This is a genomic window from Methylocella tundrae (genome assembly GCF_901905185.1).
Taxonomy (GTDB): domain Bacteria; phylum Pseudomonadota; class Alphaproteobacteria; order Rhizobiales; family Beijerinckiaceae; genus Methylocapsa; species Methylocapsa tundrae.
The window spans coordinates 128,583-152,258 of record NZ_CABFMQ020000087.1 but is presented as its reverse complement, the minus strand read 5'-3'; the positions used below and the strand labels follow the sequence as shown (position 1 = coordinate 152,258).

27 protein-coding genes are annotated in these 23,676 nt (G+C 61.7%); 15 read left to right on the top strand and 12 right to left on the bottom strand.

Annotated elements, in window-relative coordinates; translation table 11 throughout:
- Window positions 1–163: 163 nt before the first annotated feature.
- Entirely contained in the window at window positions 164–631 is a 468-nt protein-coding gene (locus MPC4_RS13140) for a c-type cytochrome (protein WP_244629001.1), read from the top strand.
- An 82-nt stretch (window positions 632–713) separates the two neighbouring features.
- Here the strand turns inward: MPC4_RS13140 and MPC4_RS13135 are convergent, their stop codons facing one another.
- From MPC4_RS13135 to MPC4_RS13120, 4 genes are all read right to left on the bottom strand, one after another.
- Complete coding sequence (locus tag MPC4_RS13135) at window positions 714–1,589, bottom strand: 4-(cytidine 5'-diphospho)-2-C-methyl-D-erythritol kinase (RefSeq protein WP_174512900.1); 876 nt, start codon at window positions 1,587–1,589, stop codon at window positions 714–716.
- A gap of 236 nt (window positions 1,590–1,825) precedes the next feature.
- A complete protein-coding gene (locus MPC4_RS13130) occupies window positions 1,826–3,703 on the bottom strand; it encodes a tetratricopeptide repeat protein (RefSeq protein WP_174512899.1) in 1,878 nt (625 codons plus the stop codon).
- 277 nt (window positions 3,704–3,980) lie between these two features.
- Window positions 3,981–5,252, bottom strand: coding sequence for a cell wall hydrolase (locus MPC4_RS13125; protein WP_174512898.1), 1,272 nt, complete (start codon window positions 5,250–5,252; stop codon window positions 3,981–3,983).
- A gap of 139 nt (window positions 5,253–5,391) precedes the next feature.
- Window positions 5,392–6,402, bottom strand: a complete 1,011-nt coding sequence (locus MPC4_RS13120) for a polyprenyl synthetase family protein (protein WP_134486933.1) — start codon at window positions 6,400–6,402, stop codon at window positions 5,392–5,394.
- Between the two features lie 163 nt (window positions 6,403–6,565).
- On the opposite strand from MPC4_RS13120, the gene MPC4_RS13115 reads away from it, so the two are divergent.
- Window positions 6,566–6,790 carry a putative signal transducing protein gene (locus MPC4_RS13115; protein WP_134486937.1) on the top strand — a complete coding sequence of 75 codons (225 nt, stop codon included), beginning with the start codon at window positions 6,566–6,568 and terminating at the stop codon, window positions 6,788–6,790.
- A complete protein-coding gene (locus tag MPC4_RS13110; protein ID WP_174512897.1) occupies window positions 6,783–7,556 on the top strand; it encodes a tRNA1(Val) (adenine(37)-N6)-methyltransferase in 774 nt (257 codons plus the stop codon). Before MPC4_RS13115 ends, MPC4_RS13110 begins: the two co-directional genes overlap by 8 nt.
- A gap of 68 nt (window positions 7,557–7,624) precedes the next feature.
- Here MPC4_RS13110 and MPC4_RS13105 read toward each other — a convergent pair whose 3' ends face one another.
- Both MPC4_RS13105 and MPC4_RS13100 read right to left on the bottom strand, forming a co-directional pair.
- Window positions 7,625–7,849, bottom strand: a complete 225-nt coding sequence (locus MPC4_RS13105; RefSeq protein ID WP_174512896.1) for a hypothetical protein — start codon at window positions 7,847–7,849, stop codon at window positions 7,625–7,627.
- A gap of 139 nt (window positions 7,850–7,988) precedes the next feature.
- Complete coding sequence (locus MPC4_RS13100) at window positions 7,989–8,297, bottom strand: hypothetical protein (protein WP_174512895.1); 309 nt, start codon at window positions 8,295–8,297, stop codon at window positions 7,989–7,991.
- Window positions 8,298–8,601: 304 nt separating this feature from the next.
- Between MPC4_RS13100 and MPC4_RS13095 the strand changes: the two genes are divergently transcribed.
- Window positions 8,602–9,576 carry a glycine--tRNA ligase subunit alpha gene (locus MPC4_RS13095; protein WP_174512894.1) on the top strand — a complete coding sequence of 325 codons (975 nt, stop codon included), beginning with the start codon at window positions 8,602–8,604 and terminating at the stop codon, window positions 9,574–9,576.
- A 19-nt stretch (window positions 9,577–9,595) separates the two neighbouring features.
- On the opposite strand, the gene MPC4_RS20945 is transcribed toward MPC4_RS13095, so the two are convergent.
- Window positions 9,596–10,123 (bottom strand): hypothetical protein, encoded by a 528-nt coding sequence (locus tag MPC4_RS20945; protein WP_210253643.1) that lies wholly within the window; start codon window positions 10,121–10,123, stop codon window positions 9,596–9,598.
- A gap of 245 nt (window positions 10,124–10,368) precedes the next feature.
- On the opposite strand from MPC4_RS20945, the gene glyS reads away from it, so the two are divergent.
- The 4 genes from glyS to MPC4_RS13075 all read left to right on the top strand — a co-directional run bounded on the left by glyS (window position 10,369) and on the right by MPC4_RS13075 (window position 14,288).
- Window positions 10,369–12,540 carry a glycine--tRNA ligase subunit beta gene (gene glyS, locus MPC4_RS13085; protein ID WP_174512893.1) on the top strand — a complete coding sequence of 724 codons (2,172 nt, stop codon included), beginning with the start codon at window positions 10,369–10,371 and terminating at the stop codon, window positions 12,538–12,540.
- A gap of 216 nt (window positions 12,541–12,756) precedes the next feature.
- Complete coding sequence (locus MPC4_RS21505) at window positions 12,757–12,882, top strand: hypothetical protein (RefSeq protein ID WP_280514802.1); 126 nt, start codon at window positions 12,757–12,759, stop codon at window positions 12,880–12,882.
- A gap of 299 nt (window positions 12,883–13,181) precedes the next feature.
- A complete protein-coding gene (locus tag MPC4_RS13080) occupies window positions 13,182–13,898 on the top strand; it encodes an FkbM family methyltransferase (RefSeq protein WP_174512892.1) in 717 nt (238 codons plus the stop codon).
- Window positions 13,899–14,021: 123 nt separating this feature from the next.
- Window positions 14,022–14,288 carry an RAG2 PHD domain containing protein gene (locus tag MPC4_RS13075; protein ID WP_174512891.1) on the top strand — a complete coding sequence of 89 codons (267 nt, stop codon included), beginning with the start codon at window positions 14,022–14,024 and terminating at the stop codon, window positions 14,286–14,288.
- 194 nt (window positions 14,289–14,482) lie between these two features.
- Here the strand turns inward: MPC4_RS13075 and MPC4_RS13070 are convergent, their stop codons facing one another.
- Complete coding sequence (locus MPC4_RS13070; RefSeq protein ID WP_174512890.1) at window positions 14,483–15,808, bottom strand: dihydroorotase; 1,326 nt, start codon at window positions 15,806–15,808, stop codon at window positions 14,483–14,485.
- A gap of 110 nt (window positions 15,809–15,918) precedes the next feature.
- Between MPC4_RS13070 and ygfZ the strand changes: the two genes are divergently transcribed.
- From ygfZ to MPC4_RS13035, 7 genes are all read left to right on the top strand, one after another.
- A complete protein-coding gene (gene ygfZ / locus MPC4_RS13065) occupies window positions 15,919–16,767 on the top strand; it encodes a CAF17-like 4Fe-4S cluster assembly/insertion protein YgfZ (protein ID WP_174512889.1) in 849 nt (282 codons plus the stop codon).
- Complete coding sequence (locus tag MPC4_RS13060) at window positions 16,768–17,358, top strand: DNA-3-methyladenine glycosylase I (protein ID WP_174512888.1); 591 nt, start codon at window positions 16,768–16,770, stop codon at window positions 17,356–17,358. It abuts the gene before it with no gap.
- Window positions 17,355–18,023: a phosphohydrolase gene (locus tag MPC4_RS13055; RefSeq protein WP_174512887.1), complete on the top strand. Its 669-nt coding sequence runs from the start codon at window positions 17,355–17,357 to the stop codon at window positions 18,021–18,023. Before MPC4_RS13060 ends, MPC4_RS13055 begins: the two co-directional genes overlap by 4 nt.
- A 151-nt stretch (window positions 18,024–18,174) precedes the next feature.
- Window positions 18,175–18,687: a tyrosine phosphatase family protein gene (locus MPC4_RS13050; RefSeq protein WP_174512886.1), complete on the top strand. Its 513-nt coding sequence runs from the start codon at window positions 18,175–18,177 to the stop codon at window positions 18,685–18,687.
- A gap of 71 nt (window positions 18,688–18,758) precedes the next feature.
- The gene (locus tag MPC4_RS13045; protein WP_174512885.1) at window positions 18,759–19,016 is read left to right on the top strand and encodes an exodeoxyribonuclease VII small subunit; all 258 of its coding nucleotides are present in this window, start codon (window positions 18,759–18,761) and stop codon (window positions 19,014–19,016) included.
- Window positions 19,017–19,082: 66 nt separating this feature from the next.
- Complete coding sequence (locus tag MPC4_RS13040; RefSeq protein WP_174512884.1) at window positions 19,083–19,715, top strand: hypothetical protein; 633 nt, start codon at window positions 19,083–19,085, stop codon at window positions 19,713–19,715.
- Window positions 19,716–19,956: 241 nt separating this feature from the next.
- Window positions 19,957–20,643 (top strand): fumarylacetoacetate hydrolase family protein, encoded by a 687-nt coding sequence (locus tag MPC4_RS13035; protein ID WP_174512883.1) that lies wholly within the window; start codon window positions 19,957–19,959, stop codon window positions 20,641–20,643.
- 75 nt (window positions 20,644–20,718) lie between these two features.
- Here MPC4_RS13035 and MPC4_RS13030 read toward each other — a convergent pair whose 3' ends face one another.
- From MPC4_RS13030 to purB, 4 genes are all read right to left on the bottom strand, one after another.
- The gene (locus tag MPC4_RS13030) at window positions 20,719–20,985 is read right to left on the bottom strand and encodes an RAG2 PHD domain containing protein (RefSeq protein ID WP_174512882.1); all 267 of its coding nucleotides are present in this window, start codon (window positions 20,983–20,985) and stop codon (window positions 20,719–20,721) included.
- 87 nt (window positions 20,986–21,072) lie between these two features.
- Complete coding sequence (locus MPC4_RS13025) at window positions 21,073–21,624, bottom strand: RBBP9/YdeN family alpha/beta hydrolase (RefSeq protein ID WP_174512881.1); 552 nt, start codon at window positions 21,622–21,624, stop codon at window positions 21,073–21,075.
- 4 nt (window positions 21,625–21,628) lie between these two features.
- Window positions 21,629–22,270 (bottom strand): hypothetical protein, encoded by a 642-nt coding sequence (locus MPC4_RS13020; protein ID WP_174512880.1) that lies wholly within the window; start codon window positions 22,268–22,270, stop codon window positions 21,629–21,631.
- Between the two features lie 50 nt (window positions 22,271–22,320).
- The gene (gene purB / locus MPC4_RS13015; protein ID WP_174512879.1) at window positions 22,321–23,628 is read right to left on the bottom strand and encodes an adenylosuccinate lyase; all 1,308 of its coding nucleotides are present in this window, start codon (window positions 23,626–23,628) and stop codon (window positions 22,321–22,323) included.
- Between the last annotated feature and the right edge of the window lie 48 nt (window positions 23,629–23,676).

The window sequence follows — 23,676 nt, the reverse complement described above, 5'->3', positions numbered from 1 at the left end:
GTCCCCGTGGCGCGCCGCAATTCTCGCAATTGCTTTCACAACAGCCGGTCACGCGGAAGAAAACCAAAAGGGCACCGTTCCGGCGCAGGAGCTCCAGGCCAAGTTTGATTATTGCAGAACATGTCATGGGGTGTCGGGGCAGGGTTTTCGCGGAGCTTATCCCATGCCGCGGCTTGCCGGTCAGCAGCCCGAGTACATCGAGAATCAGTTGCGGGCCTTTATCGAGCGCAGGCGCACGAACCCCGTCATGTTCAACGTGGCCCATGTGTTGAGCCCGGAGATGATCGATGGCCTGGCCGAGCGGTTCAAGGAACTCAATCCCAAACCATTGGGCGGCGCTCCGAAGGAGCTTGTCGCAGAGGGTAAAACGATCTTCGAGGACGGACTTCCCAGCGCCGATGTTCCCCCATGCGCTTCCTGTCACGGTCCGGAGGCTAAGGGCGACGGCTCGTTTCCCCGCTTGGCCGGCCAGCTCAATGACTACATCTTCAACAAGCTGACGAACTGGACCAAAGAGCGAGGTCAGGATCCGGCGCATCCAGACACATCAGCTATCATGGAGCCGATTGCACACAAGCTGACGCAGGCGCAAATAGCAGCCGTCGCCGCCTATCTCAGTTATCTGGAGTAATCCTTACCTTGCTCATCGCGAGAGTCCTGACGGGCGGCTCCGCATGCCCCGGAAAGACCTCGAAAAGCCAGTCGGCCTTGCCTCAGTTCAAGACGCAGCTCTTGACCCACCAGCCCGGATGCGCACGAAGAATTGCTTTTTTCGCGCGCGCGGCGGATTTGCAATCCTTGAAAAGGGCGAAGCAGGTCGCCCCCGATCCCGACATCCGCGCGAGGCGGCATCCGGGCGCGGCGCTCAAGACCGCGAGCACGTCGCCGATGATGGGAGCAAGCCGGCAAGCCGCCGATTCCATGTCGTTGCGGCCCTTGCCCAAGGCGCCGACCAAATCCTCGACATGCATGCCGGAAGAAAGCTCGGGATGTCCGCCGAAGGCAGTCGAGCCGCCCGGCGGGATATTCATGCGCGCGAATACATGTCTGGTCTCGAGCGGCGCGCCGGGATTGACGATCAGGCCAATGAGCGGCGGCAGCTTCAGCAAAGGTCCGAGTTCTTCGCCAAGCCCCCGCATCATGCGGGCGCGCGCCGCAAGACACACGGGAACGTCCGCGCCGGTCTTGCGAGCGGCCGCGATCAATCTTTCATCGTCGAGCGAAACGCCATTGGCGCGGGCGAGAAGCCGGAGGGCCGCCGCGGCGTCCGACGAGCCGCCGCCAATCCCGGCTGCGACCGGCAGCCGTTTGACAAGATGGAACGCGCCGAGTTTTGCGCCCGGAAAACTCTCAGCGAAATGCCGCGCCGCGCGCAGCACGAGATTGTCGGCGATGTTTCCCGCCGCGGGGGCTGTAGGACCTTCGATCGATAGCGCCAGGGGCTGATCCTCGACGAAGGACAACAGGTCGCCCGTGCGGGAAAAAGCGACAAAGCTCTCTAGCCTATGCCAGCCGTCCTCGCGACGGCCAAGGATGTGCAGAGTGAGATTGATTTTCGCGGGCGCGCGTTCTCTGAGAAGTCTAGGCAATGGATTTCGCTGCAATGGATTTCGTTGTGAAAGCGTCAGTGGGAGCAAGGCGCGAGGGAAACTGAGCCGGTTTGAAAAGCTTGAACATGTTCTTATCGATCAGATTGAACCGATCCGATCGATAAAGGCTCTAGCAAGGCAACTCGTGGTCAATAGCCTCGGCGTCTCCACGCAATCCCGAGGTGCCCGGGACGAGGGCTTCCGACTTTGGCGGTCAAAGAGAAGGCTTCGCGCCCTCAGCCGCCATTTTCCTTTTTGGGCTCTTGCTCCTTCGGAGTCGCCTCCGCCGCGGCGGGCTTTGGATCGTCCGGCAGGCCATGCTCGATCTTGTCGAGGATCTTTTCCTTATCGTCCGGCTCGGGGCCGAGATCGCGCGCGTGATTCCATTGAAAGTGCGCTTCGAGCTTGCGTCCCACGCGCCAATAGGCGTCGCCGAGATGATCGTTGATGACCGGATCCGATGATTTAAGGTCGATGGCGCGCTCCAGCTCCTTCACTGCCTCGTCGTAGCGGCCGAGCTTGTAATTGGCCCAGCCGAGACTGTCGACGATGTAGCCGTCGGTCGGTTGCAGTTCGACTGCCTTGTGCAGCATGGCGAAGGCTTCATCGAGATTGACGCCCTGATCCACCCAGCTGTAGCCGAGGTAATTCAAAACGAGCGGCTGATCAGGGTAAAGCGTCAAAGCCTGTTTGAAATCGGCCTCGGCGAGCGGCCATTTTTTGTCGCGCTCGTAGGAAATGCCCCGGAAATAGTAAAGCGCCCAGCTCGCTTTCCCGGTTTTATTGGCCTGGTCGATCGCTCGCGTATAGGTCGCGATCGCTTCGGCATATTGCTTGTGCGCGCGCTGCAGATTGCCGAGCGCCGAGAGAGCGTCGCCATTGTCCGGATGCTCATCGACGATGCGCTTCAGGAACGTCGCGGATTCCTCCGTGCGCCCCAGCGTCTCAAGGATGAGGCCGGTCTGAACGTCGGCGGTGGTGCGCAGCGGATCCTTTGCCGGAACCAGCGCATAGACGTCGATCGCCTGCTCGTTTTGTTTGATGCGCTCGTATATGTCCGCGAGACTGATGATGGCGAGGCTGTTTTGTGGCGCAAGGTAGAGCGACAGCCGCAGATAGATCATCGCAGCGAGCTCATCGCCCTGCCGGCCGCCGGCGGCGCCCAAGCCATAAAGGACTTCGGCGGAGCCCTGTTCCGCGTTCTTGACCAGCAAATCGAGGGGCTTGCCAGCCTTGAGGTCGGCAAGCGCCGCGACAACGATCGGATGACTCGGCAGGATCTGGTCGAAAGCCTCATAGATCTTGGCCGCTTGGGCCGGATCGCCCCGCTTGGCGACGAAGCGGGCGTAAGTATCGACGAGGCGCAGCGTATTCTTGTCCGCCTCATAAGCGGCCTTCAGCCGTCGCGTCGCTTCCGGGACATTATTGGCGACATTCGCGATGAGGCCTGCATGATAATCGCGGAACACCGCAAAATTCTCGTCGCGCAAGCGGTCGACCAGCTCCAGCGCTTTTTTGGGATTGCCCTCGCCAAGGTAGCACCAGGCGGTGAGCAGCGTCGCGGTGATATCGCGCTGCTGTCCGGCGCCGCCTCTGCCAAAATGAGCGCGCGCGGCGGCGAACTGCTTATTCTTGATCGCTTCGACGCCGAGCGCGAGATGGGCGAGGCTGTTGTCGGGCTCACGCGTGACAAGACGCTGCGCCAGGCTGAAGGCGTCGTCCATATTGCCGTTTGACAGGGAGGCGACAAAGGCGCGCTCGATCAGTTTCGGATTATGCGGATCGAATCGCAGAGCCTCACGGAAGAACGTCGCCGCTGCGACGGTGTCGCGTTCGGCGCCGGCGACAAGCGCCGCGAGGTAATTGCCCGCCGGACTCTCGCCTACTTCGAACGGCGCCGCGATGGCCAGATTCTCGCGCGCTCGCGCTTCGGCGCTGGCGAGGGTCACCGGCAAGAAAAAGCTCGTGAGAACCGCCAGAACGAAACCGCCAAGGGCCACGCCGCGCCAGTTCAGCGCCTTGGTGGCGGCGCGCTGAGCGAAATGAGCGGCGGCAGGCTGGCCAGCAATGGCCTCGTTACACTCTCTGCGTACTGATGTGTGCGTAAGCGACATGCGATCGTTTTTCCGTACCGGAGGCGGCGCCCCGAGGGGGATGAGTTCAGGGTGAGTTCTCACGCCGAACATGGCCGTTTTGCGTCGGCCAAGCAAGTGCGTGGATTTGCTTGGCCGGCCACGTTTTCGCGATCGGCGAAAGAACGGCGCCAGCAAATTCACAGCCGATCGGCTGATTTTTTTCGCGTCGCCGATAAAAAGCGCGCGTATTGACGTCCAGCGGCTGAAGTCTAGAGCCATGCCTTGAGGCTAAAACGGTCACAATCCCATATCAGCATCAAGTCTGGCCCGGCCTGAGCTTGTAAAATATATGATGCCCGATCACATCCATTTTTTCAAGACTTCTGGCCCAGCGCGGCCGGACATAATTGGCGTGATAATGGGTCGCGCCTCCGACGTCGGACACATAGGTTGTGCCGGCGGTGACTTCCCCCGCGATCCTTACGGCCCTGCGCCAGGCCTCCGCTTCGGTGATGCGCAGCGCCCTGCCTTCGCAGGCGAAGGAGAACTGGCAGGCGTTGCGGCGATGCCGGTTCTGGAAGACGACGCCGCAGATCGTCGGCGGATAAAGGCCGCTTGAGACGCGGTTCATGACGACTTGCGCCACCGCGGCTTGTCCTTCGTCGGATTCGCCGCGCGCTTCGAAATAGATGGCTTCGGCAAGGCAGCGTTGCTCCTGCGCGGCGCGATCGTGGCCGATCAGAGCGGCAAAGCCGGGCCGCGACGGGACGTAGGACGCGGTGCTGTCGTCTGGAGCTTCGACCTGAGGCGGCGCTGCGATGGCGGCGACCTCAACCGGCGTCGAATCAGTCGGAGCGGGCGTCGTTGACGCGAGCGCCTCGGCGCGGCGGACCTCGGGCGTCGCGCCTTGCATCAGACGCTCGGTGAGCGCCGCGGGGCGCATCGTCTGGGCGCCGCCATTCTGACGCGGGGAGGCGTCGGCGGCCGAGGGCGCGGTCGTTGGGGTTTCGCCATCGGGCCAAGGCTCGAAGGCTGAGACGCTGTCCGGCCCGGCGAAATCGCCTTCTGATACATCAAAGCCGCTGACCGGCCACGCTTCATCGTGTTCGAACAGGAGATCGTGCGCCCGCAGATTGGCGAGGCCGCCGCGTTGGCGCAGGCGCGTGTCGAAGGTCGGACGAAGCCCGACGACCGGATCCGCCCTGCGGCTGCGGTCGAGCGTCGGGAATTTCCCGGCATTGCGCTTAAGATCAGAGCGCGGCTCAATCTCGTCGGGAAGGCGCTCGGAACGGTCCGCCTCGCCGACGACAAGGCTCGCCTCGCGCAGCAGACGCGGCATCGAGTCGAAAGCGTCTGCTCGTCCAGTTGAGTCAGCGGCCGGCGCCTGGCGGAGCGCGCCAGCCAGTCCGGGAATTTGAGGGGGTATCAACTCCTGCGGGGGAGCCGGGGCGCGCAGGGACAAAGCCGCGAGCGAAGCGCCGGAGACGGCCTCCTGTTCCGCGTCGGCGGGCATTGATAGCGCGAGCGCGACGCCTAGCCACCAAGGGGCGATCGCGCCCACCGCCCAACCGAACCGTGACCCACCCATACGCGTCTCACGCTCATCCCGAGCTCTCGCGGCGTCTTGCGAAGCGCCAATTCCGCCACTCGATTTGAATATTCTCGGTTACGCTTGCGAAACCATTACCGCTGAACGGGCGGCGCCGTACCAGAATGGAGCAGGCCGTTCAAAAAGCGCGGTTGACGCAAAAGTCGACGACATCGCTCAGCGCGAATTTCCAGGGAGACGACGGAAAGAGCTCCAGCGCGTCGCGCGCCATCGCGCCATAATGGCGCGCCCGTTCAACCGTATCTTCGAGGGCTCGGTGCTTGTGCATGGTGGCGATCGCGGCTTCGAGATCGGCGTCCTCGATCTCGCCCTTTTCCAGCGTGCGGCGCCAGAACTCGCGCTGTTCCGTCGTGCCGCGGCGAAAGGAGAGCACCACCGGCAGGGTGATCTTTCCTTCGCGGAAGTCGTCGCCAACATTCTTGCCGAGCTTGGCTGAGGTGCCGCCATAATCGAGCGCATCGTCGATCAGCTGAAAGGCGATGCCGAGATTGAGGCCATAGCCGCGGCAGGCGGCGATTTCAGCCTTTGGGCGCCCCGCCAGCAAGGGCCCGACCTCGGAAGCCGCGCCGAACAAGGCGGCGGTCTTGGCGCGGATCACCGCGAGGTAGTCATCTTCGCTCGTCTGCGTATCCTTGGCGGCGGATAATTGCATGACTTCGCCTTCCGCGATCACGGCGGCGGCGGAGGACAAGACGTCAAGGCAGGGCAAGGAGCCGACCTCGACCATCATCTTGAAGGCTTGGCCGAGCAGGAAATCGCCGACGAGGACGCTTGCCTCGTTGCCCCAGAGCATGCGCGCCGCGAGCTTGCCGCGCCGCATGTCGCTCTCGTCGACAACGTCATCATGCAGAAGCGTCGCCGTGTGCATGAACTCCACCGAGGCGGCGAGCTTGATGTGGCCGGAGCCCTGGTAGCCGCATAAGCCGGCGGTCGCCAGAGTGAGCATGGGGCGAAGGCGCTTGCCGCCGGAGGAAATCAGGTGGTTCGCGACTTCCGGTATCATCGACACGTCGGAAGCCGAGCGGCTGAGGATGGTCTGGTTGACGCGGTCCATGTCCGCGCCGACAAGGCCAAGAAGCGGCTCGATGCCGGGCTCTGCTTTTTCTTCTAAAGGAATGACAACGCCCAATATCCAACACTCCGCGGATCCGCCTGCGCTTATTAGGGCGCTCCCGGACACTTTTCAACTCGCGACAGCCGCGCGAACCATCTTGCCGGTTCTTTTGCCGCATGCGAGGTCTTGTAGCCGCGCTCCGGCGTCTTGCGCGCGCACGTGATTCCAAGGAGGCCCATTGGTCGAACTGCTGCGCACCAACGACCTTGTGCTGATTTCTCTGGTCGAAGCAATCCTTCGTGAAGCCGGCATCGATATCTTCATCGCCGATCAGCATATGAGCGCGCTGGAGGGATCGCTGGGCTTTCTGCCGCGGCGTGTTCTGGTCCTGGAGGACGATGCGGCGGAAGCCCGCGCGGCGTTGGCCGAGGGCGGGCTCTCCGAGGAATTATCCGATGGCTGAACCGGCGCAGGCCCGCTCACGCGAGCCGGACGCATTTCTGGGCGGGCGGCTCTTCCTGCGCCAGCCTGAGCGCGGCCATCGCGCCGGCACCGACGCGATCTTGCTCGCCGCCGCGGCGCCAGCGGAATATGCCGGTTTGGCGCTTGACGTGGGTTCGGGCGTCGGAGCCGCCGGCCTGACGCTCGCCTTGACGCGGCGAGGCGCGAAAGTCGGTCTGATCGAGAATGATCCGCGGACCGCGGATCTCGCGCGGGAAAATCTCGTTCTCAACGGAATGCCGGATCGCGGGCAGGTCTTCGAAGCCGATGCGCTTTCTCCGCGAAGCCGCCGGGCCGCCGGCCTCGCCGATGAAAGCGCGGGACTTGTGATCTCCAATCCGCCTTTTTTCGATGCGCGCCGGTCGCGCCCATCGCCCGACGAGGGCAAACGCCGCGCCCATGTGATGCCGGGAGAGGGCGCGGGCGCGCTCGAGGCATGGATCGCCGCCTGCCTCGCGCTCGCCCGGCCCGGCGGATCATTCATCCTTATTCACCGGCCGGAAAATCTCGCCGCGATTCTTGCGAGCCTTGAGGGACGCGCGGGGGGCGTCACCGTCTTGCCCGTGCATGCGCGCGAGGGCGCGCCGGCGATCCGCATTCTTCTGCGCGCGAAAAAGGGCAGCCGCGCGCCCTTGTCGATCGCGCCGGCGCTGACGCTACACGAAGGATCGCGATTCACGGCGATGGCCGAAGCGATTCACCGCGGCGAGGCGGCGATTGATTGGTAGGAACTCCGGAGCTTATTGATCGGAAAGGCGCCTCCGGCGGAGACGCCTCCTTTGATGAGCCTCCCTCGTCACCAACCCCTGCGATGATAGTAGTGGTGATGGTGATGATAGTAATGGTGGTGATAGTTATAGTGACGGTGATAATAATGCGCTTTTTCCACGGCGGAGGCCGGGCTCCCGGCGGTCGTGATCCCGCTGGCCGCCATCGGCATTGCCTGCGCCAGCCCCGCAAGGCCAAAACCGAAGCCGCAAAGCGCTCCGGCGGCCCACAAAATCTTTGCAAATCTACGCATGTTTTCATCCCTATCCACAGCATATTCCGATCAGATCGTTTTAATCTGATCGACAAGAATATGCTCAAACTTCTGATATTGGAGCGATTTCAATCGCTCCAATGATTTCATTCAGGCGGAAAGCACTCTGGCCTGTCTATCAGTAAAACGGACGATAATAGCGGTAGCGATGATAGTATGGATGGTAATAATGTCTGCGATAATAAGGGCGATAGTAATGGCGCCGATAGTAATGGCGATAATAAGGGTGGTAATAGCGCCGATGGTAATAGCGACGGTAGTAATAGGTCTTTTCGACGCCTTGCTGAGCGGCGGGCGTTTCCAAAGCGCGGATGCTGGACCCGGCCTGTGAAAGACCGGAGGCCGGAGTGGCCTGGACGGCGACGTCGCCTATGAAAAACACTGAAGCGGCGAGGGCGGCGGAAGCCAATAGGCAATGAAATTTCATTTATCCCTCCCGGAAGCGCAAGCGTTGGAGGATCAAGAGACCAGTTGACTTGCAACAATCATCTCCCATGAAAGCGTGCATTGAAAGTTAGCATCACGCAATGGGAAACTTGTTTTTACAGGCATTTTGTTTTTCAACTTAAAGTATTATGACATAGCCTTGACAATTGCCCAGGCGCGACCGTGACTTCGATCATCATGCTGTCTGAACCGCCATCTTGACCTTTTGAGCTTATCGTTCCGTCGACGCGTCGCTGGCGCAATCGCTCTTCCATGCGATCCCGAGTAGCGATACAAGGCGCCTCATGACCGACCTTGCGCACGAAACCTCCTTATCCACCCAAAAAGCGGCGCCCCAAGCGCTCGCTCCATCACGTTCGTTTCAAGGCCTCCTGCTGACCCTGCAGCAATTCTGGGCGGCGCAGGGCTGCGTCATCCTGCAGCCTTACGACATGGAAGTCGGCGCCGGGACATTTCATCCGGGCACGACCTTGCGCTCGCTCGGTCCGCGGCCGTGGAAGGCGGCCTATGTGCAGCCCTCGCGCCGGCCAAAGGATGGGCGTTACGGCGAAAACCCCAACCGGCTGCAGCATTACTATCAGTTTCAGGTGATCCTGAAGCCGTCGCCGCCCGATCTTCAGTCGCTCTATCTGCGTTCGCTCGAGGCGATTGGCGTCGATCTGCGCCTGCACGACATACGCTTCGTCGAGGATGATTGGGAAAGCCCGACGCTCGGCGCCTGGGGCCTTGGCTGGGAGTGCTGGTGCGATGGCATGGAGGTCTCGCAATTTACCTATTTTCAGCAGGTCGCAGGGATCGAATGTGCTCCGGTTTCAGGTGAATTGACCTATGGGCTGGAGCGCCTCGCCATGTATGTGCAGGGCGTCGAAAGCATCTTTGATCTTAATTTCAACGGCGGCGAAGGAGACAGCAAGGTCACTTACGGCGATGTCTTCAAGCAGGCCGAGGAAGAATACTCGCGCTATAATTTCGAAGCGGCCAATGTCGAGCTTCTCTTCCAGCATTTCCGCGACGCCGAAGCCGAATGCGCGGCTCTGCTCGCGGCGGGCGATCGGGGTGGGCGCCATCTGATGGCATTGCCTGCCTATGACCAATGCCTCAAGGCCTCGCATCTCTTCAATCTGCTCGATGCGCGCGGGGTCATCTCCGTCACCGAGCGGCAGAGTTACATTTTGCGCGTTCGCGAACTCGCCAAGGCCTGCGGCGCCGCCTGGCTCAAGACGGCGGCCGGCGGCGGAGATGGTCTCGTTCAGGACTGATCAGGCGCGAGGCAAGGGGTCAGCGGTGCATGCCGCCGCCATGAAAACCTCCGCCATGGAAGCCTCCGCCGCCGCCGTGGAACCCACCGCCATGGAAACCGCCCGCATGGCCAAAGCCGACGCTGCGGCCGGTGCGCATTCCGCCGCCCCATCCCGCATAGCGTCCACCGTAGTAGCCGCCGCCATAATAGGGCCCGCCGCCATAGTAGCCGCCGTAATATGGGCCGCCATAGCCATATCCGCAGCCATAAAAGCCGCAGTCGCCAAGCGTCGCTGCTGTCACGCCGAGCGAAAGTGCGCCGAGCGCCGCGCCCGCGATAGCCGCGCCGGGATTTACGCCGTAGTAGTGGCGCCGATAGGCGTAGTGATGGTAATGGCGCCCATGGGCGTAGTGACGGTAATGGCGGCGGTAGGCGACCGTTTCGATCTGAGACTGCGTCGGCGGCGCCACACCGCTGGTCGCTATGCTCATGGGACCCGCGGAAACGCTTGAGGTCAAGGCAATCAAGGCCGCGCCAGAAAGCGCAAGAAATCTTGGAGTGTTCATAGCAATGCCTCCATAGGAGTTATGGCAACGCCTGGGCGCTTTCCATGTTCCCTCGGGGCGCCCGAATCGAATGCACAATTTGCGTGATCGACTCCAAAGCGGCCGATGCGGGGCGCTCTGAGACCAAATTTCCGCTTGGCGAAGGGAAATTCAGAGCTTAGTCAACGGTTCGAGCGGCGGACGCATGCCCGGCTGGTTTCCTCCGGTCGAGGTCGCGAAGACTGAGCCCAAACCGAAACGAGATCATGCCCGACCTCCTTCTTGAATTGTTTTCCGAGGAAATTCCGGCCCGTATGCAGGCGCAGGCGGCCGATGATTTGAAACGTCTCGTCACGGAGGCTTTGGGCGAGCGTGGCCTTGCGTTCGAGGGCGCCGCGAGTTTTGTAACGCCGCGCAGGCTCGCTTTGCATGTCGCCGGATTGCCGGCGCGCCAGCCGGACGTGCGGGAGGAAAAAAAGGGCCCGCGCGTCGGCGCGCCCGACGCGGCGGTGCAGGGCTTTTTGAAAAGCGCCGGCCTTGCTTCGATTTCCGAAGCGAAGATCGAAGTGGACCCGAAGAAAAAGACCGAATTCTATATCGCGGTCGTCGAACGCAAGGGGCAGGCGACGATCGAGGTTCTGGCCGAGCTTCTGCCCTCGGTCGTCAGGCGCTTTCCCTGGCCGAAGTCGATGCGCTGGGGCGCGGCGTCGATCCGGCCGGATTCGCTGCGTTGGGTGCGCCCGCTGCATTCGATCCTCGCCACTTTCGGACCGGAAACGGAAGACCCGGAGGTGGTGCCCTTTTCAGTCGATGGGATCGCCGCCGGCAATGTCACTTACGGGCATCGCTTCATGGCGCCGCGGGCAATTCTCGTGCGCCGTTTCGACGATTACGCTCCAGCCCTCGAAAAAGCCAAGGTGGTGCTCGATCCCGCGCGCCGGCGCAACATCATCCTTCATGACGCGCGCGATCTCGCCTTCGCGCAGGGCCTCGAGCTGATCGAGGATGAGGCTTTGCTGCATGAGGTCGCTGGACTGGTCGAATGGCCGGTCGTGCTGATCGGCGAATTCGATCCGGCCTTTCTCGAAATTCCGCCGGAGGTCATTCGCGCGACCATTCGCGCCAATCAGAAATGTTTCGTACTGAGCGATGCGACGACGGGCCGGCTCGCCCATAAATTCGCTCTGGTGGCGAATATCGACGCCAGCGACGGCGGGGCCGCGATCGCCGCCGGCAACGCCCGCGTGGTGCGCGCGCGCCTGTCGGACGCCAAGTTTTTCTGGGAGACGGATCTTAAGATCAAGCTTGAGGATCGTCTCATAAAGCTTGATTCTGTCGTGTTTCATGAAAAGCTCGGCACGCAACGCGCGCGGGTCGGAAGGCTTGTCAGGCTCGCGGAAGACATCGCGGGAAAAATCGGCGCCGACCCTGAAGTCGCCCGTCGCGCGGCGCTTCTCGCCAAGGCGGATCTGCCCTCTGAAATGGTCGGCGAGTTTCCCGAGCTGCAGGGACTGATGGGCCGCTATTACGCGCTCGCGCAGGGCGAGCGCACTGAAGTCGCCGAGGCGATCGAGGATCATTACAAACCGCAAGGGCCGAACGATCGGGTGCCAAATGCGCTCGTCGCCGTCGCCGTCGCGCTGGCCGACAAAATCGACATTCTGGTCGGCTTTTGGGCGATCGACGAAAAGCCGACCGGCAGCAAGGATCCATACGCTTTGCGCCGCGCCGCCCTTGGCGTGATTGCGCTCGTTCTCGAAAACAGACTGCGGCTGCCGCTTCTGCCGATTTTACGTTCCGCCTTCTCGCATCATGTCGGGCAGGGCGCTTTGGATCGCTCGGCGTTGCGCGTTGAGGAAGAAGAGATCTGCGCCCAGCTTCTCGCCTTTTTCGGGGACCGCCTAAAAATCTATCTGCGCGAGCGCGGCGCCCGCCATGATCTGATCGACGCGGTTTTCGCTCTGCCGGGCCAGGACGATCTGCTGCTGATCGTCCGCCGCGTCGAGGCGCTCGGCGGCTTTCTGGACACGGAAGATGGAGTCAATCTGCTGGCGGGCTATCGCCGCGCCACGAATATTTTGCGTGCGGAAGAAAAGAAAGAGGCCATTGGCGCCTTCGAAGGAGCGCCGGACCGCTCTTTGCTGCAAGAGCCGGAAGAAGTCGCGCTGTGGGACAAGATCGAAAGCCTCGCCATCGAGGCGCGCAGGCATTTGCGGCTTGCGGAAGAGCGCGTCGGACGGCCGGGGTTCGATGGTCAAAGGCCGTTCGAAGACGCGATGGCGGAGCTCTCCTCGCTCCGCGCGCCGGTCGACGCCTTTTTCGAAAAGGTGACGGTCAATGCGCCGGACCCGGAACTTCGGCTCAATCGGCTGCGGCTGTTTGCGCGCCTGCGCCGCGTGGTGAACGAGGTCGCGGATCTCTCCCGCATCGCCGGTTAGACCCCGTCGCTCAAAAGCAGCAGAGTTTTCGGACCCATGTCATGCATCAAGACAAAGGCTTAAGGAGCAGGATGCGGCCTCGCTGATAGGACATTCTGCTGTAAACGCGTCCTTATCTTTCCCTTAGGCCCGCGCTTCGTCTTTCGGCTCGATCCCTTATGCCAGTTGTCCCATCTTTCGTGCTGAGGCCGGTTCAATCGGCCGATGGAGCAAAAGATGAAAGCAAGATCAAAGGTGAGAGCCCTCCTCAACCATCCAGATCTCGTCTATGCGGGCCTTGTCGCGCTGATCATAGGCGTCGGATTGATGGCGCGGGCAATGGGAATTCTGCCGCTGCCGTAGCATAATAAGCGCCTCCATCGACGGGCTTATCGTGTCTAGACTTTCGCGTAAATTTCTGAAAGTCTGCCCCAAGTAACGAGGCCATTTATAGGCCTGCGCATTGTCCTCCAAAGTCTATTTTGATGGATATAACAACTGACATAAATTATTACATGGCTCGGCTTCCACTGCTATGGAGCCGGATTAAGCCCAGATTCACAGTTAAACTCGGAGAAAAGACTCTTCGTGTTCCATTTGCGACGTACCTTAACAAATGGAGACCATCCTGGAAAACTGAGCTAATCGGGCATTTCGTCAAGTTGAATTCCGGGGATTTTATCGACATCGGAGCGAACGTCGGGCAAACCTTGTCCGATTTCTATAGTCTGAATCATCAAGGCAGATACATCGGCTTTGAGCCTAACCCTGATTGCGTTTCTGCTTTGCAGGAGATCATTCGGCAGAATGGATTGGAGGGCTATTCCATCGCTCCTGTCGGACTGTCGGACAAAAATACGATCCTGTCCCTTTACTCCGGTTCTACCTCGCTCAGAGATCCGGGAGCAACCACGGTTGCCGATCTGCGACCAGCAAAGAGATGTGATTTCCAATTAGTACCTGTTCATCGTTTCGATGATATCCGCGAAGCCCTCGCTATAGATAAAATAGCCTTCATGAAAATCGACGTGGAGGGGGCAGAACGACAGGTTCTTGAAGGTATGCCAGAAATATTGGCTGAGTTGAAGCCGCCCATCACTTGCGAAGTACTGCGCATGGATGCTCATGCAGATAAGGTCAATTACCAGAACAATGTTGGCCGCCTCATGTCGCTACTGGCCAGTTCAAATTACCTTGTGTTTCGTATCAACAAGACCACTGACGCCAGCCATGTGGTCAGCCTGACGCCGCTAACTGAATTCCCGTTGGACGTTTGGAGCACGGAAACAACAGAGGCCAATGATTATCTGTTCATTCCCCGCGACAAGGAAGCTCAGATTCCCAAGGCGTGGCTCCCGCCAGAGCGGAATTCGAGCTGATTAAATCGTCATCGGATTCCGCGTATCGGCTTTGATCTGTTTCGGAAAAAAGTTGCTCGCACGGGGCGCCCCTGTTCCTCTCCCAGGGCCTTCGTGACGGCTATGCTTTCAAGAGGGAAATCCTTGAATTTTTTGAATGAAACATCAGACGGAGGCTCCGCGTCGAAACAGGAGCCTCCGAGTTTGATCGTCGGGCGCGACGAGGCAAATCATTGGGTCGTTGTCGAAGCGCACGGCCTTTGCGGCGGCATTTTCGCAACCGAGGCGGCGGCGATGCGCTACGCTTGCGAAGAAAGCCGCGGCCGCGCAGGGGCGGTGCGCATCGCGCATCACCTTGTGGCCCTTGATCTCGCCTCGCCGCCGCGACGACGCGCGCTCGGCCAATCCTGAGCCTTACGCTTCCTGCGAGCGCGGTCTTGATCTGACGTCAAGCCGACAAGGATCATGACGCCGATCACTTGCGTGAGGCTGTCCTCAAACGCGAGGCCAAGCCCGTCATTCCACCGAAATCCAACCGCCGCGCGCCTCTCCCCTATGACACACGAGGCATGTGCGGCAAGTTCCGGTTCAAATATTTTGATTTATCAAAGCGCCTGCCAGAAGCGCGCAGCCTCGCCGCGCGAGGGAGCCGCGATCTCGCCTTCCCACATCACGCGCGCGCCGCGAATAATCGTTCCAACCGGCCAGCCCAGAACGCTTTTGCCGTCGTAGGGGGTCCAGCCGCAGCGCGATCCGATCCAGCGATCCTCGATCGTGGCGCGGCGCTTCAGATCCACAATGGTGAGATCGGCGTCATAGCCGACGGCGATCCGGCCCTTGCCCGCGATGCCGAACAGCCGCGCAGGCCCCGCGCTCGTCATATCAACGAGGCGCTCGATGCTGAGCCGCCCGCTCGCGACATGATCCAGCATGATCGGCACAAGCGTCTGCACGCCGGTCATGCCGGAGGGACTCTGCGGATAGGATTTCGCTTTCTCCTCCAGCGTATGTGGCGCGTGATCGGAGCCGAGAATATCCGCGATGCTCTGTCGTACCCCGCGCCAGAGATGATCGCGATGGCGTGCGTCGCGGACCGGCGGATTCATCTGCAGCTTCGTGCCGAGGCGCGCGTAATCCTCGGCGGAAAGCGTCAGATGATGCGGCGTCACTTCAATGCTGGCGATGTCCTTGTGATCTTTCAGGAAATCAATTTCTTCCGCAGTCGAGACGTGCAACACGTGCACTTGCGCGCGGCACTCTCTCGCGATGCGCACGAGCCGCTGGGTCGATTGCAGCGCCGCGATCTCGTCGCGCCAGACGGGATGGGACGAGGGATCATTCTCCACCCGCAGATTTTTCCGCGCATTGAGCCTTGGCTCGTCCTCGCTGTGGAAAGCCGCGCGCCTCCGCGTCTGGCGCAAGATCGCAGCGATGCCGGCGTCGTCCTCGACCAGCAGCGATCCGGTTGAAGATCCCATGAACACCTTGATCCCCGCCGCCCCGGGCAGACGCTCAAGTTCTGGAATATCTTTTGGATTGTCGGCGGTGCCGCCGACCCAGAAGGCGAAATCGCAATGCATCCGATGCTTTGCGCGCGAAACCTTATCGGCGAGGGCCTCAGCGCTGGTGGTCAGCGGATTTGTGTTCGGCATCTCGAACACCGCCGTCACTCCGCCAAGAACGGCCGCTCGGGAGCCGGTCTCAAGATCTTCCTTATGCGTCAGGCCCGGCTCGCGAAAATGAACCTGCGTGTCGATGACGCCGGGAAGGATCGTGAGGCCCGTCGCGTCAATGGTCTCGCCCGCGCTGGCGCAAGAAAGATCGCCAATTTCAGCGATTTTTCCGGCGCGAACGCCAATGTCCCGCGCGCCAACACCATTATGATCGACCACGACGCCGCCCTTTACGATGAGATCAAAGGTTTGCGGCATGGGTTCATTCCTGTCTACAAAGCGTGGGGCACAAGGCTTGCGATAAAACTTGCGATATGTCGGGCGCGGAACACATACAAGCCGGGCGGGACCAAAGTCGAGGATGTTGCATGGAAAATAAGATTTGCCTTCTTGCCGATCGCGGCGTGATCAAACTGGCCGGCGCCGACGCGACCAAGCTCCTGCACAGGCTCATCACCAATAGCGTGCTCGAAATTGACCCCGGCGAAAGCCGTTTTTCGGCGCTTTTATCGCCGCAGGGCAAGCTGATGTTCGACTTTTTCGTGGTTCCGCTGCCGGAAGGCCCTGACGCCGGCTATCTGATGGATTGCGTGCGCGACCAAAGCGCCGCCTTGGCGCAGCGTCTGAATCTGCACAAAATGCGCGCGAAAATCGACATTCAGGACCAGTCCGAAACGTTCGGCGTCGCCGCGATTTTGGAAGGCGGGGCGCCAGAGGGCGTGGAAGGCGTCGTCTACCGCGACATGCGCGCGCCGGGCATGGGGCAGCGCATTATCGCGGCGCGCGAGGCGTTGGAAAAGATCAGCAACGCCGATGAATCCGACTATGAGGCCCGCCGGATCGCGCACGGCGTGCCGCGGGGCGGCCGCGATTTCGTCTATGGCGACACGTTCGTGCATGACGCCAATCTCGACTGGCTGAATGGCGTCGACTTCAAAAAAGGCTGCTACGTCGGCCAGGAAGTCGTGGCGCGCGTGCATTTCCGCAAATCGGCCAAAAAGCGCATCCTGAAATTTCATTTCGACGGAGAGGCGCCGCCCCCCGGCGCGGATATCGTCGCGGGCGGCGCGCCGATCGGGCAAGTGGGCTCGACCGCGCATTCCGAAGGGCTCGCCATGATGCGGCTCGACAGGCTGGAGGACGCGCGGGCGGCCGGCGCCATCGTGAAAGCGGGCGAGACGCCGATCGCCGTCACGGCGCCGGAGCGAGCCGGCTGAATGACTGACGACGACAAGATCCGCTGCGTCTGGCCCGGGGCTGATCCGCTCTACCGCGCCTATCACGACGAGGAATGGGGCGTGCCCGAGCGCGACGATCGCGCGCTCTATGAGAAGCTGATCCTTGACGGATTTCAGGCTGGCCTCTCCTGGATCACCATCTTGCGCAAGCGCGACGCTTTTCGCGCGGCTTTCGACAGCTTTGACCCCGAAAAGATCGCGCTCTATGGGCCGGACAAGGTCGAAACCCTGATGCAGAACGCCGGCATCGTCCGCAACCGCGCCAAGATCGAGGCGGCGATTGTTTCGGCGCGCGCCTATCTGAAGATTCAGGAAGGCCCGGGCTTCTCGAATTATCTTTGGGATTTCGTCGACGGAAAGCCGGTGCAGAACGCCTATCGCCATTCGTCGGAGATCCCCGCGCAGACCGAGCTTTCGCTCCGGCTGTCCAAGGATCTGAAAAGCAAGGGGTTCAATTTCTGCGGACCGACCATCATCTATGCCTTTTGCCAGGCGATCGGCATGGTCAATGATCATCTTGTGACGTGCTGGCGCCACGCCGAATGCGCGGCTTTGGCCAAAAGGACATGAGTTCAGAAACGCTTCAATTTCGACCCGCGGGAGAACGAGCCCCCACCCGCGCCTGGGTGCGGCTCTATTCAGGCAAGCGCCTCGATCTGTTAAATCCGACGCCATTCGATTGGGAGGACGCCGATCTTGCGATCGGACTCGCGCGGACTTATCGCTGGGGCGGCCATTCGGCCTGGGATCTGCCGCTTTCCGTCGCCCAGCATTCGTTGCTCGTTCTGGCGCTCCGCGGCCTCTGGTTTCCCCAGATCGACGATCCGCGGGCGGATCTGCGCGAATTGCTGCATGACGCGGACGAAGGGCTCCTCGGCTTCGACTGCATCTCGGTCGTGAAGCCTTTCCTCGGCGAGGCCTATCGCAAACTGACCGAAGCCCTGGAGAGAGCGGTGGCGCTGCGCTACGGCCTGGCGCCGTGGACTTCCCTCGAGAGGAAGCCGCACAAAAGGGCTGATCGCGTCGCGGCGGCCTCCGAAGCCGTCCACGTCGTCGGCTGGACGCGACAAGAGGTGCGCACGACCTTGCGCATCCCGCATCAGCCATTGGCCAAGGATCCGCTGACGGCGATCTACGGCGGAACGGCCTGGGAGCCCTGGCCGCCGGCGCTCGCGGCGGAGCGTTTCCTCAACGAGCTTCATCGCTTGAGCGGGCGTCTCGGCGCATCGGGGTGATGTCATTTGGACCGGACGCAACGCAGCAAAATTCGTAACTTTCCTTTCGAATTTTGTTGCAATGCGGTATATAGGTAAACCGCCTGGGCTGGTTGAACCGTGGCGGATGCTGCAACGCCACAAATTGGGCGCAGCCTCGAAGAGGTGATGGATGGGCCGTTTGCATGTCTGTTCGCTGGCAAAAGTGCCTCAGACCGTTCGTGAGACAGGCGCCCGCAGTCTCGTCACGCTGCTCGATCAGGGCACGCCGGTCGCGCGCCCGCTGGAAATTGCGGCGGACCGGCACCTCCACGTGTCCATATCCGACATCGTTAAGGCGATCGACGGCCATGTTCTGCCAACTGACGCGCATGTCGCCGAACTTCTCGATTTTGTGCGGCGTTGGGATCTTTCCGAACCCATGCTGATCCATTGCTACGCGGGGGTCAGCCGCTCCACCGCCGCCGCCTTCATCGCCGCCTGCGCCCTGAATCCGGAGCGCAACGAGGTCGAGATCGCGCTGGCGATCAGACGCGTATCGCCGACTGCGACGCCAAATGCGCGGCTCGTCACCATCGCCGACGCAATGCTGCGCCGCAGGGGACGGATGACGGCGGCGATCGAACAGATCGGCCGCGGCGAAGAGTGTTTCGAGGGCGTCCCGTTCGCCCTCGAGTTGCACTGAGGCCAATCCCCCCCTAGACCAGAGTCGCAGAAACCCTCCAACAACGGCGACACTGGATGAGGATTGCGAAAATGGCTGCGCAGCCCGGGCCGAATGAAGACGTCGCGAGCCTCTCTTTCGAGATTGCGCTCGCCGAGCTTGAAAAGATCGTCGACCAACTCGAAAAGGGCTCCGTCGGCCTCGAAGAATCGATTGCGATCTACGCGCGCGGCGAGGCGCTCAAGACGCACTGCGCGACCATGCTGACAAGCGCGGAACAGAGAATCGAAAAAATCACCTTCGGTCCTGACGGGCGCCCCACCGGCACGGAGCCCCTCGACGTCGAATAACCCCCCGCCGCCATTGCGCTGAATCGGCGGCGCTGGCATGCTGCCCGCAGGTGAGGGGAAACAACAATGTTCAAAGCTATGCGCAGCGCTGGTCCGGCGCAACTCTTGGGCGCCGCCGCGACGGCTGTGCTTCTCACGCTAACGTCGCCGGGGCGCGCCGAACCGACGCAAGCGCAAATCGGCGCTATCCGCGCGTCATGCCAGAGCGATTACCGCGCCAATTGCGCCGGCGTGCCGCCCGGCGGGTCGGCGGCGCTCGCCTGCTTGCGCAAGAACCTCGCAAATCTGTCGCCCTCCTGCCAGACAGCGGTCAACGCCGCCGGCGGCGCGGCGGCGCCAGCGGAAGCTGCGCCGGCTCCCGCCAAAAGCGAGCCGGCCTCACCCCCAGCCGCCTCGACGACGCCTCAATCCGCGCCCGCCGCGCCCGCCGCGCCCCCTGCCGCCGGCGCGGCCTCGCCGGCCCCCACGCCCGCCGCGCCTGCGCCTGCCACGCCAAAGACAGCGGCTCCCGCAAAAACCTATCCGCCGCTATCCCCGCGCGAAGAAATGATGGTGATCCGCCGGGCTTGCGGCCCCGATTATCGTGCGCTTTGCGCAGGAGAGCGCCCGGGCCAGGGCCGCATCGCGGCGTGCCTTCGCGCCAACGCAGCATCTTTATCCGAGGCGTGCAGAACTGCTTTGCTCGGCGCGCGCCGCTAGCTTTATTCCCGAAAGGCGGAGCCGATTTTTCGGATAAAATGGCTGCGGTGTCAGAACTCCCAAGCGAGGTCGTGCTGGCGCGCCATCGCGCCCTTATGTCGAAGTCGAGCCTCGACTCTTCGGGCCTCGACGGTATTTCCTCAAACCTCCCGCCACGTGAAGTTGCTCGAAAGATTGCGCCTTTCACCGCAACACGCGAAAAGCTGCTGAGGCATACATCACCGACAAAGGATACCGACTGATGGGTGATTACGCATTCGCCGCGCCGCCGGTCGTCGCGCTTGCCTCGACTTCGACAAAACCGTTTCCGGTGCGCCGCATCTTTTGCGTCGGCCAAAATTATTCCGAGCACGCAAGGGAGATGGGAAGCAATCCGGACGTCGATCCGCCGTTTTTCTTCACAAAGCCGGCCGATGCGATCGTCGCGAATGGCGCGAGCGTGCCCTATCCCCCCGGCACAAGCGATTTCCAGCACGAGGTTGAACTCGTCGTCGCCTTCAGCGGCGGCGGCTCCAATATAGCGGCCGAGAAGGTCGAGGATCTGATTTTCGGCTACGCCGTCGGGCTCGACATGACAAGGCGCGACATTCAGGCGGCGGCGAAAAAAAAAGGGCGCCCCTGGGACATGTCGAAGGCCTTTGATTCTTCAGCTCCTTGCGCGGCGATCACGCCGAAAGCCGAGACGGGTGCGCTCGTCAAAGGCGCTATCGCCTGCAAGGTGAACGGGAAACTCCGCCAGTCCGCTGATTTGAGCGACATGACCTGGAAAGTGCCGCAGATCGTGCAATTCCTGTCGGCTCTCGTCGAAATCAGGCCGGGGGATCTCATCTTCACGGGGACGCCCGCCGGCGTCGGGCCGGTGATGCCAGGCGACATGATTGAAGCGACAATCGAAGGACTGGAGCCGCTGACGATCACGATCGGCTGAGGCGCATCGCGCCGGCGCTGATAGTCCAAAAGGCTTGACGTCAGATCAAGACCGCGCTCGCAGGAAGGGTAAGGATCAGGATTGGCCGAGCGCGCGCCGTCGCGGCGGCGAGGCGAGATCAAAGGCCACAAGGTGACGCGCGACGCGCACCGCCCCTGCGCGGCCGCGGCTTTCTTCGCAAGCGTAGCGCATCGCCGCCGCCTCGGTTCCGAAAATGCCGCCGCAAAGGCCGTGCGCTTCGACAACGACCCAATGATTTGCGTCGTCGCGCCCGACGATCAAACTCGGAGGCTCCTGTTTCGACGCGGAGTCTCCGTCTGCCGTTTCATTCAAAAAATTCAAGGATTTCCCTCTTGAAAGCATGGCCGTCCCGAAGGCCTTGGGAGAGGAACAGGGGCGCTACGCGCGAGTAGCTTTTCCACTGCAACGCTAAAGGTTCTTCAAGAATCCCGCGAAACGCATGAGACCCTCGGGCCAGGGTCCATGGCCGCTGTCGGCGTTGATATGGCCGGAATTGCCGGCGTCGACCAGTTCGGCTCCCAAGCTTCCGGCTAGCCGCTCGCTCTCGGCGTAGGAGGAATAGGGATCGTCCCGGCTGGCGATAATAAGGCTCGGGAAGGGCAGCGGCTCCATCGGCGATGCGGCGAAGGCCGGATCGATCGATGAAAGCGTCGCCACCACATCGGGGGCGGGCGGCGCGACGAGAAAGGCGCCCTTGACGCCCGAATCGCGCAAGTGAGGCGCGGCGTGAGCGATGGCAAGCGACCCGAGACTATGACCGACGAGGACCACGGGACGCTCGGCGCGAAGAATCTCCTCGATCAGGCGTTCGCGCCATTCACTGAGCACCGGCCGGTCGAAACTGTCCTGCAGGATCAGCCGGGCCGTCGGCAGCTTGGCGTCCCAGCGGCTTTGCCAATGGTCCGCGCCCGATCCGCCAAGACCGGGAACGATCAGAATATCTGCCTCCGAAGTCCGCATGGCTTTAGGCGGACGCCGCGGCCAGGGTCTTTGGCCTCGCGAGATCGGCAACGAGGGCGTCGATGAAGGTCTCATAGAGCCGTCCCTCGATCGCCTCGAGTTTCGGGGCGCGCGTTGCAAAATCGGGATCGGCTTTGGCGATCTCGCTCTCGACGTCGGACAGGTGCTTTTCTTCCTCCATCAGCAAGCCGCCGATGCGACCGGCGACCGGCGAAGCCCCGAGCGCCGTTTTATAGACGCCGTAAACCTGCAGCGCGCGCCGTTCGACCAGCCAGGTCACATAGCAATAGACGAGTTTTGCGCGCAGAGCGTCGGGCCGGTCGGCGAAAACCTCATCGCAGGCGGCGTCGAGTTTTTGGAAATAGTCCTCCGCCTCGTCGCCGCACAGCATGGTTTCCGGCGCATAGGCGGAGAAGGCGTCGCCGCCGATCTTCAGCGCGATCTTCTTGAGGCCAAGCGCATGGCGGCCTTCTTCCAGCGCATGGGTGAGGATTTCCGCCGTTAGCGCCTCCGCCCTCTGGCTTTTCACGATTTTGCGGAAGCCGACATATTCCAGATAGGAGAATGTGTTCAGCCACCGCGCATGAAGCTGCGAATTCGCGACGATCGCGCCGACGGCGGTTTCAAGACGATTTTGTGCAAGCATTGTAGTCTCTCTTCATAAAATTCAAGCGGTTATCCTGGCGCGTTCAAGCGTCACGCGTGTCCAAAGACCCGCTTGAAAATGAAATCGATGTTTTTCAGATGATAGCCGAGATCGAAGAGCTGTTCGAGTTCCGCCGCGCTCAGCGCTTTGCCGACGTCTGGGTCGGCTTTGAGCAGCGTCAGGAAATCGCCCTCGCCGCGCCAGACGGGCATGGCGTTGCGCTGGACATAGGCGTAGGCGTCCTCGCGGCTGACGCCCTTTTGCGTCAGGGCGAGCAGAACCCGCTGCGAATGGATGAGGCCGCCGAGCCGATCGAGGTTCTTTTGCATGTTGGCCGGATAGACCAGCAGCTTGTCGATGACGCCGGTCATGCGGTTCAGGGCGAAGTCCAGCGTGATCGTCGCATCGGGGGCGATCATCCGTTCGACCGAGGAATGGGAGATGTCGCGCTCATGCCACAGCGCGACATTTTCCATCGCCGGCAGCGCCATGCCGCGTATGAGCCGGGCAAGGCCGGTGATATTCTCGGTCAGCACCGGATTGCGCTTATGCGGCATCGCCGAGGAGCCTTTTTGCCCTTCCGAAAAGAACTCCTCCGCCTCGAGCACTTCCGTGCGCTGCAAATGCCGGATCTCGATGGCGAGCCGCTCCAGCGAGGAGGCGATGACGCCAAGGGTCGCGAAAAACATGGCGTGCCGGTCGCGCGGAATGATCTGGGTCGAGGCGGGCTCTACGGAAAGGCCGAGTTTTTGCGCGACATGCGCCTCGACGCGCGGATCAATGTTGGCGAAAGTGCCGACCGCGCCCGAAATGGCGCAGGTCGCGATTTCCTTGCGCGCATTGACGAGGCGTTCTTTCGCCCGCGCAAATTCGGCATGGGCCTGCGCCAGTTTCAGGCCGAACGTCACCGGCTCGGCGTGAATGCCATGCGAGCGGCCAATGCTCGGCGTCAGCTTATGCTCGAAAGCGCGACGCTTCAGGGCGGCGAGCAGCGCCTCGACATCGGCGATCAGAATGTCGGAGGCGCGCGCAAGCTGCACCGAAAGACAGGTGTCGAGCACGTCCGAGGAGGTCATGCCCTGATGCACGAAACGCGCATCCGGGCCGATGAACTCGGCAAGATGGGTCAAAAAGGCGATGACGTCGTGCTTGGTGACTTTTTCGATCTCGTCGATCCGCGCGACATCGAATTCGATGTTGCCCGCCTTGGCCCAGATCGCCTCGGCCGAGGATTTCGGGATGACGCCGATTTCCGCAAGCGCGTCACAGGCGTAGGCCTCGATTTCGAACCAGATTCTGAAGCGCGTTTGCGCGTCCCAGACGGCGACCATTTCGGGGCGGGAATAACGGGGGATCATTGAGGTGGAGCACTCCCTTGGTAAGGGAGCGCTCTAGCACGCGCGGCG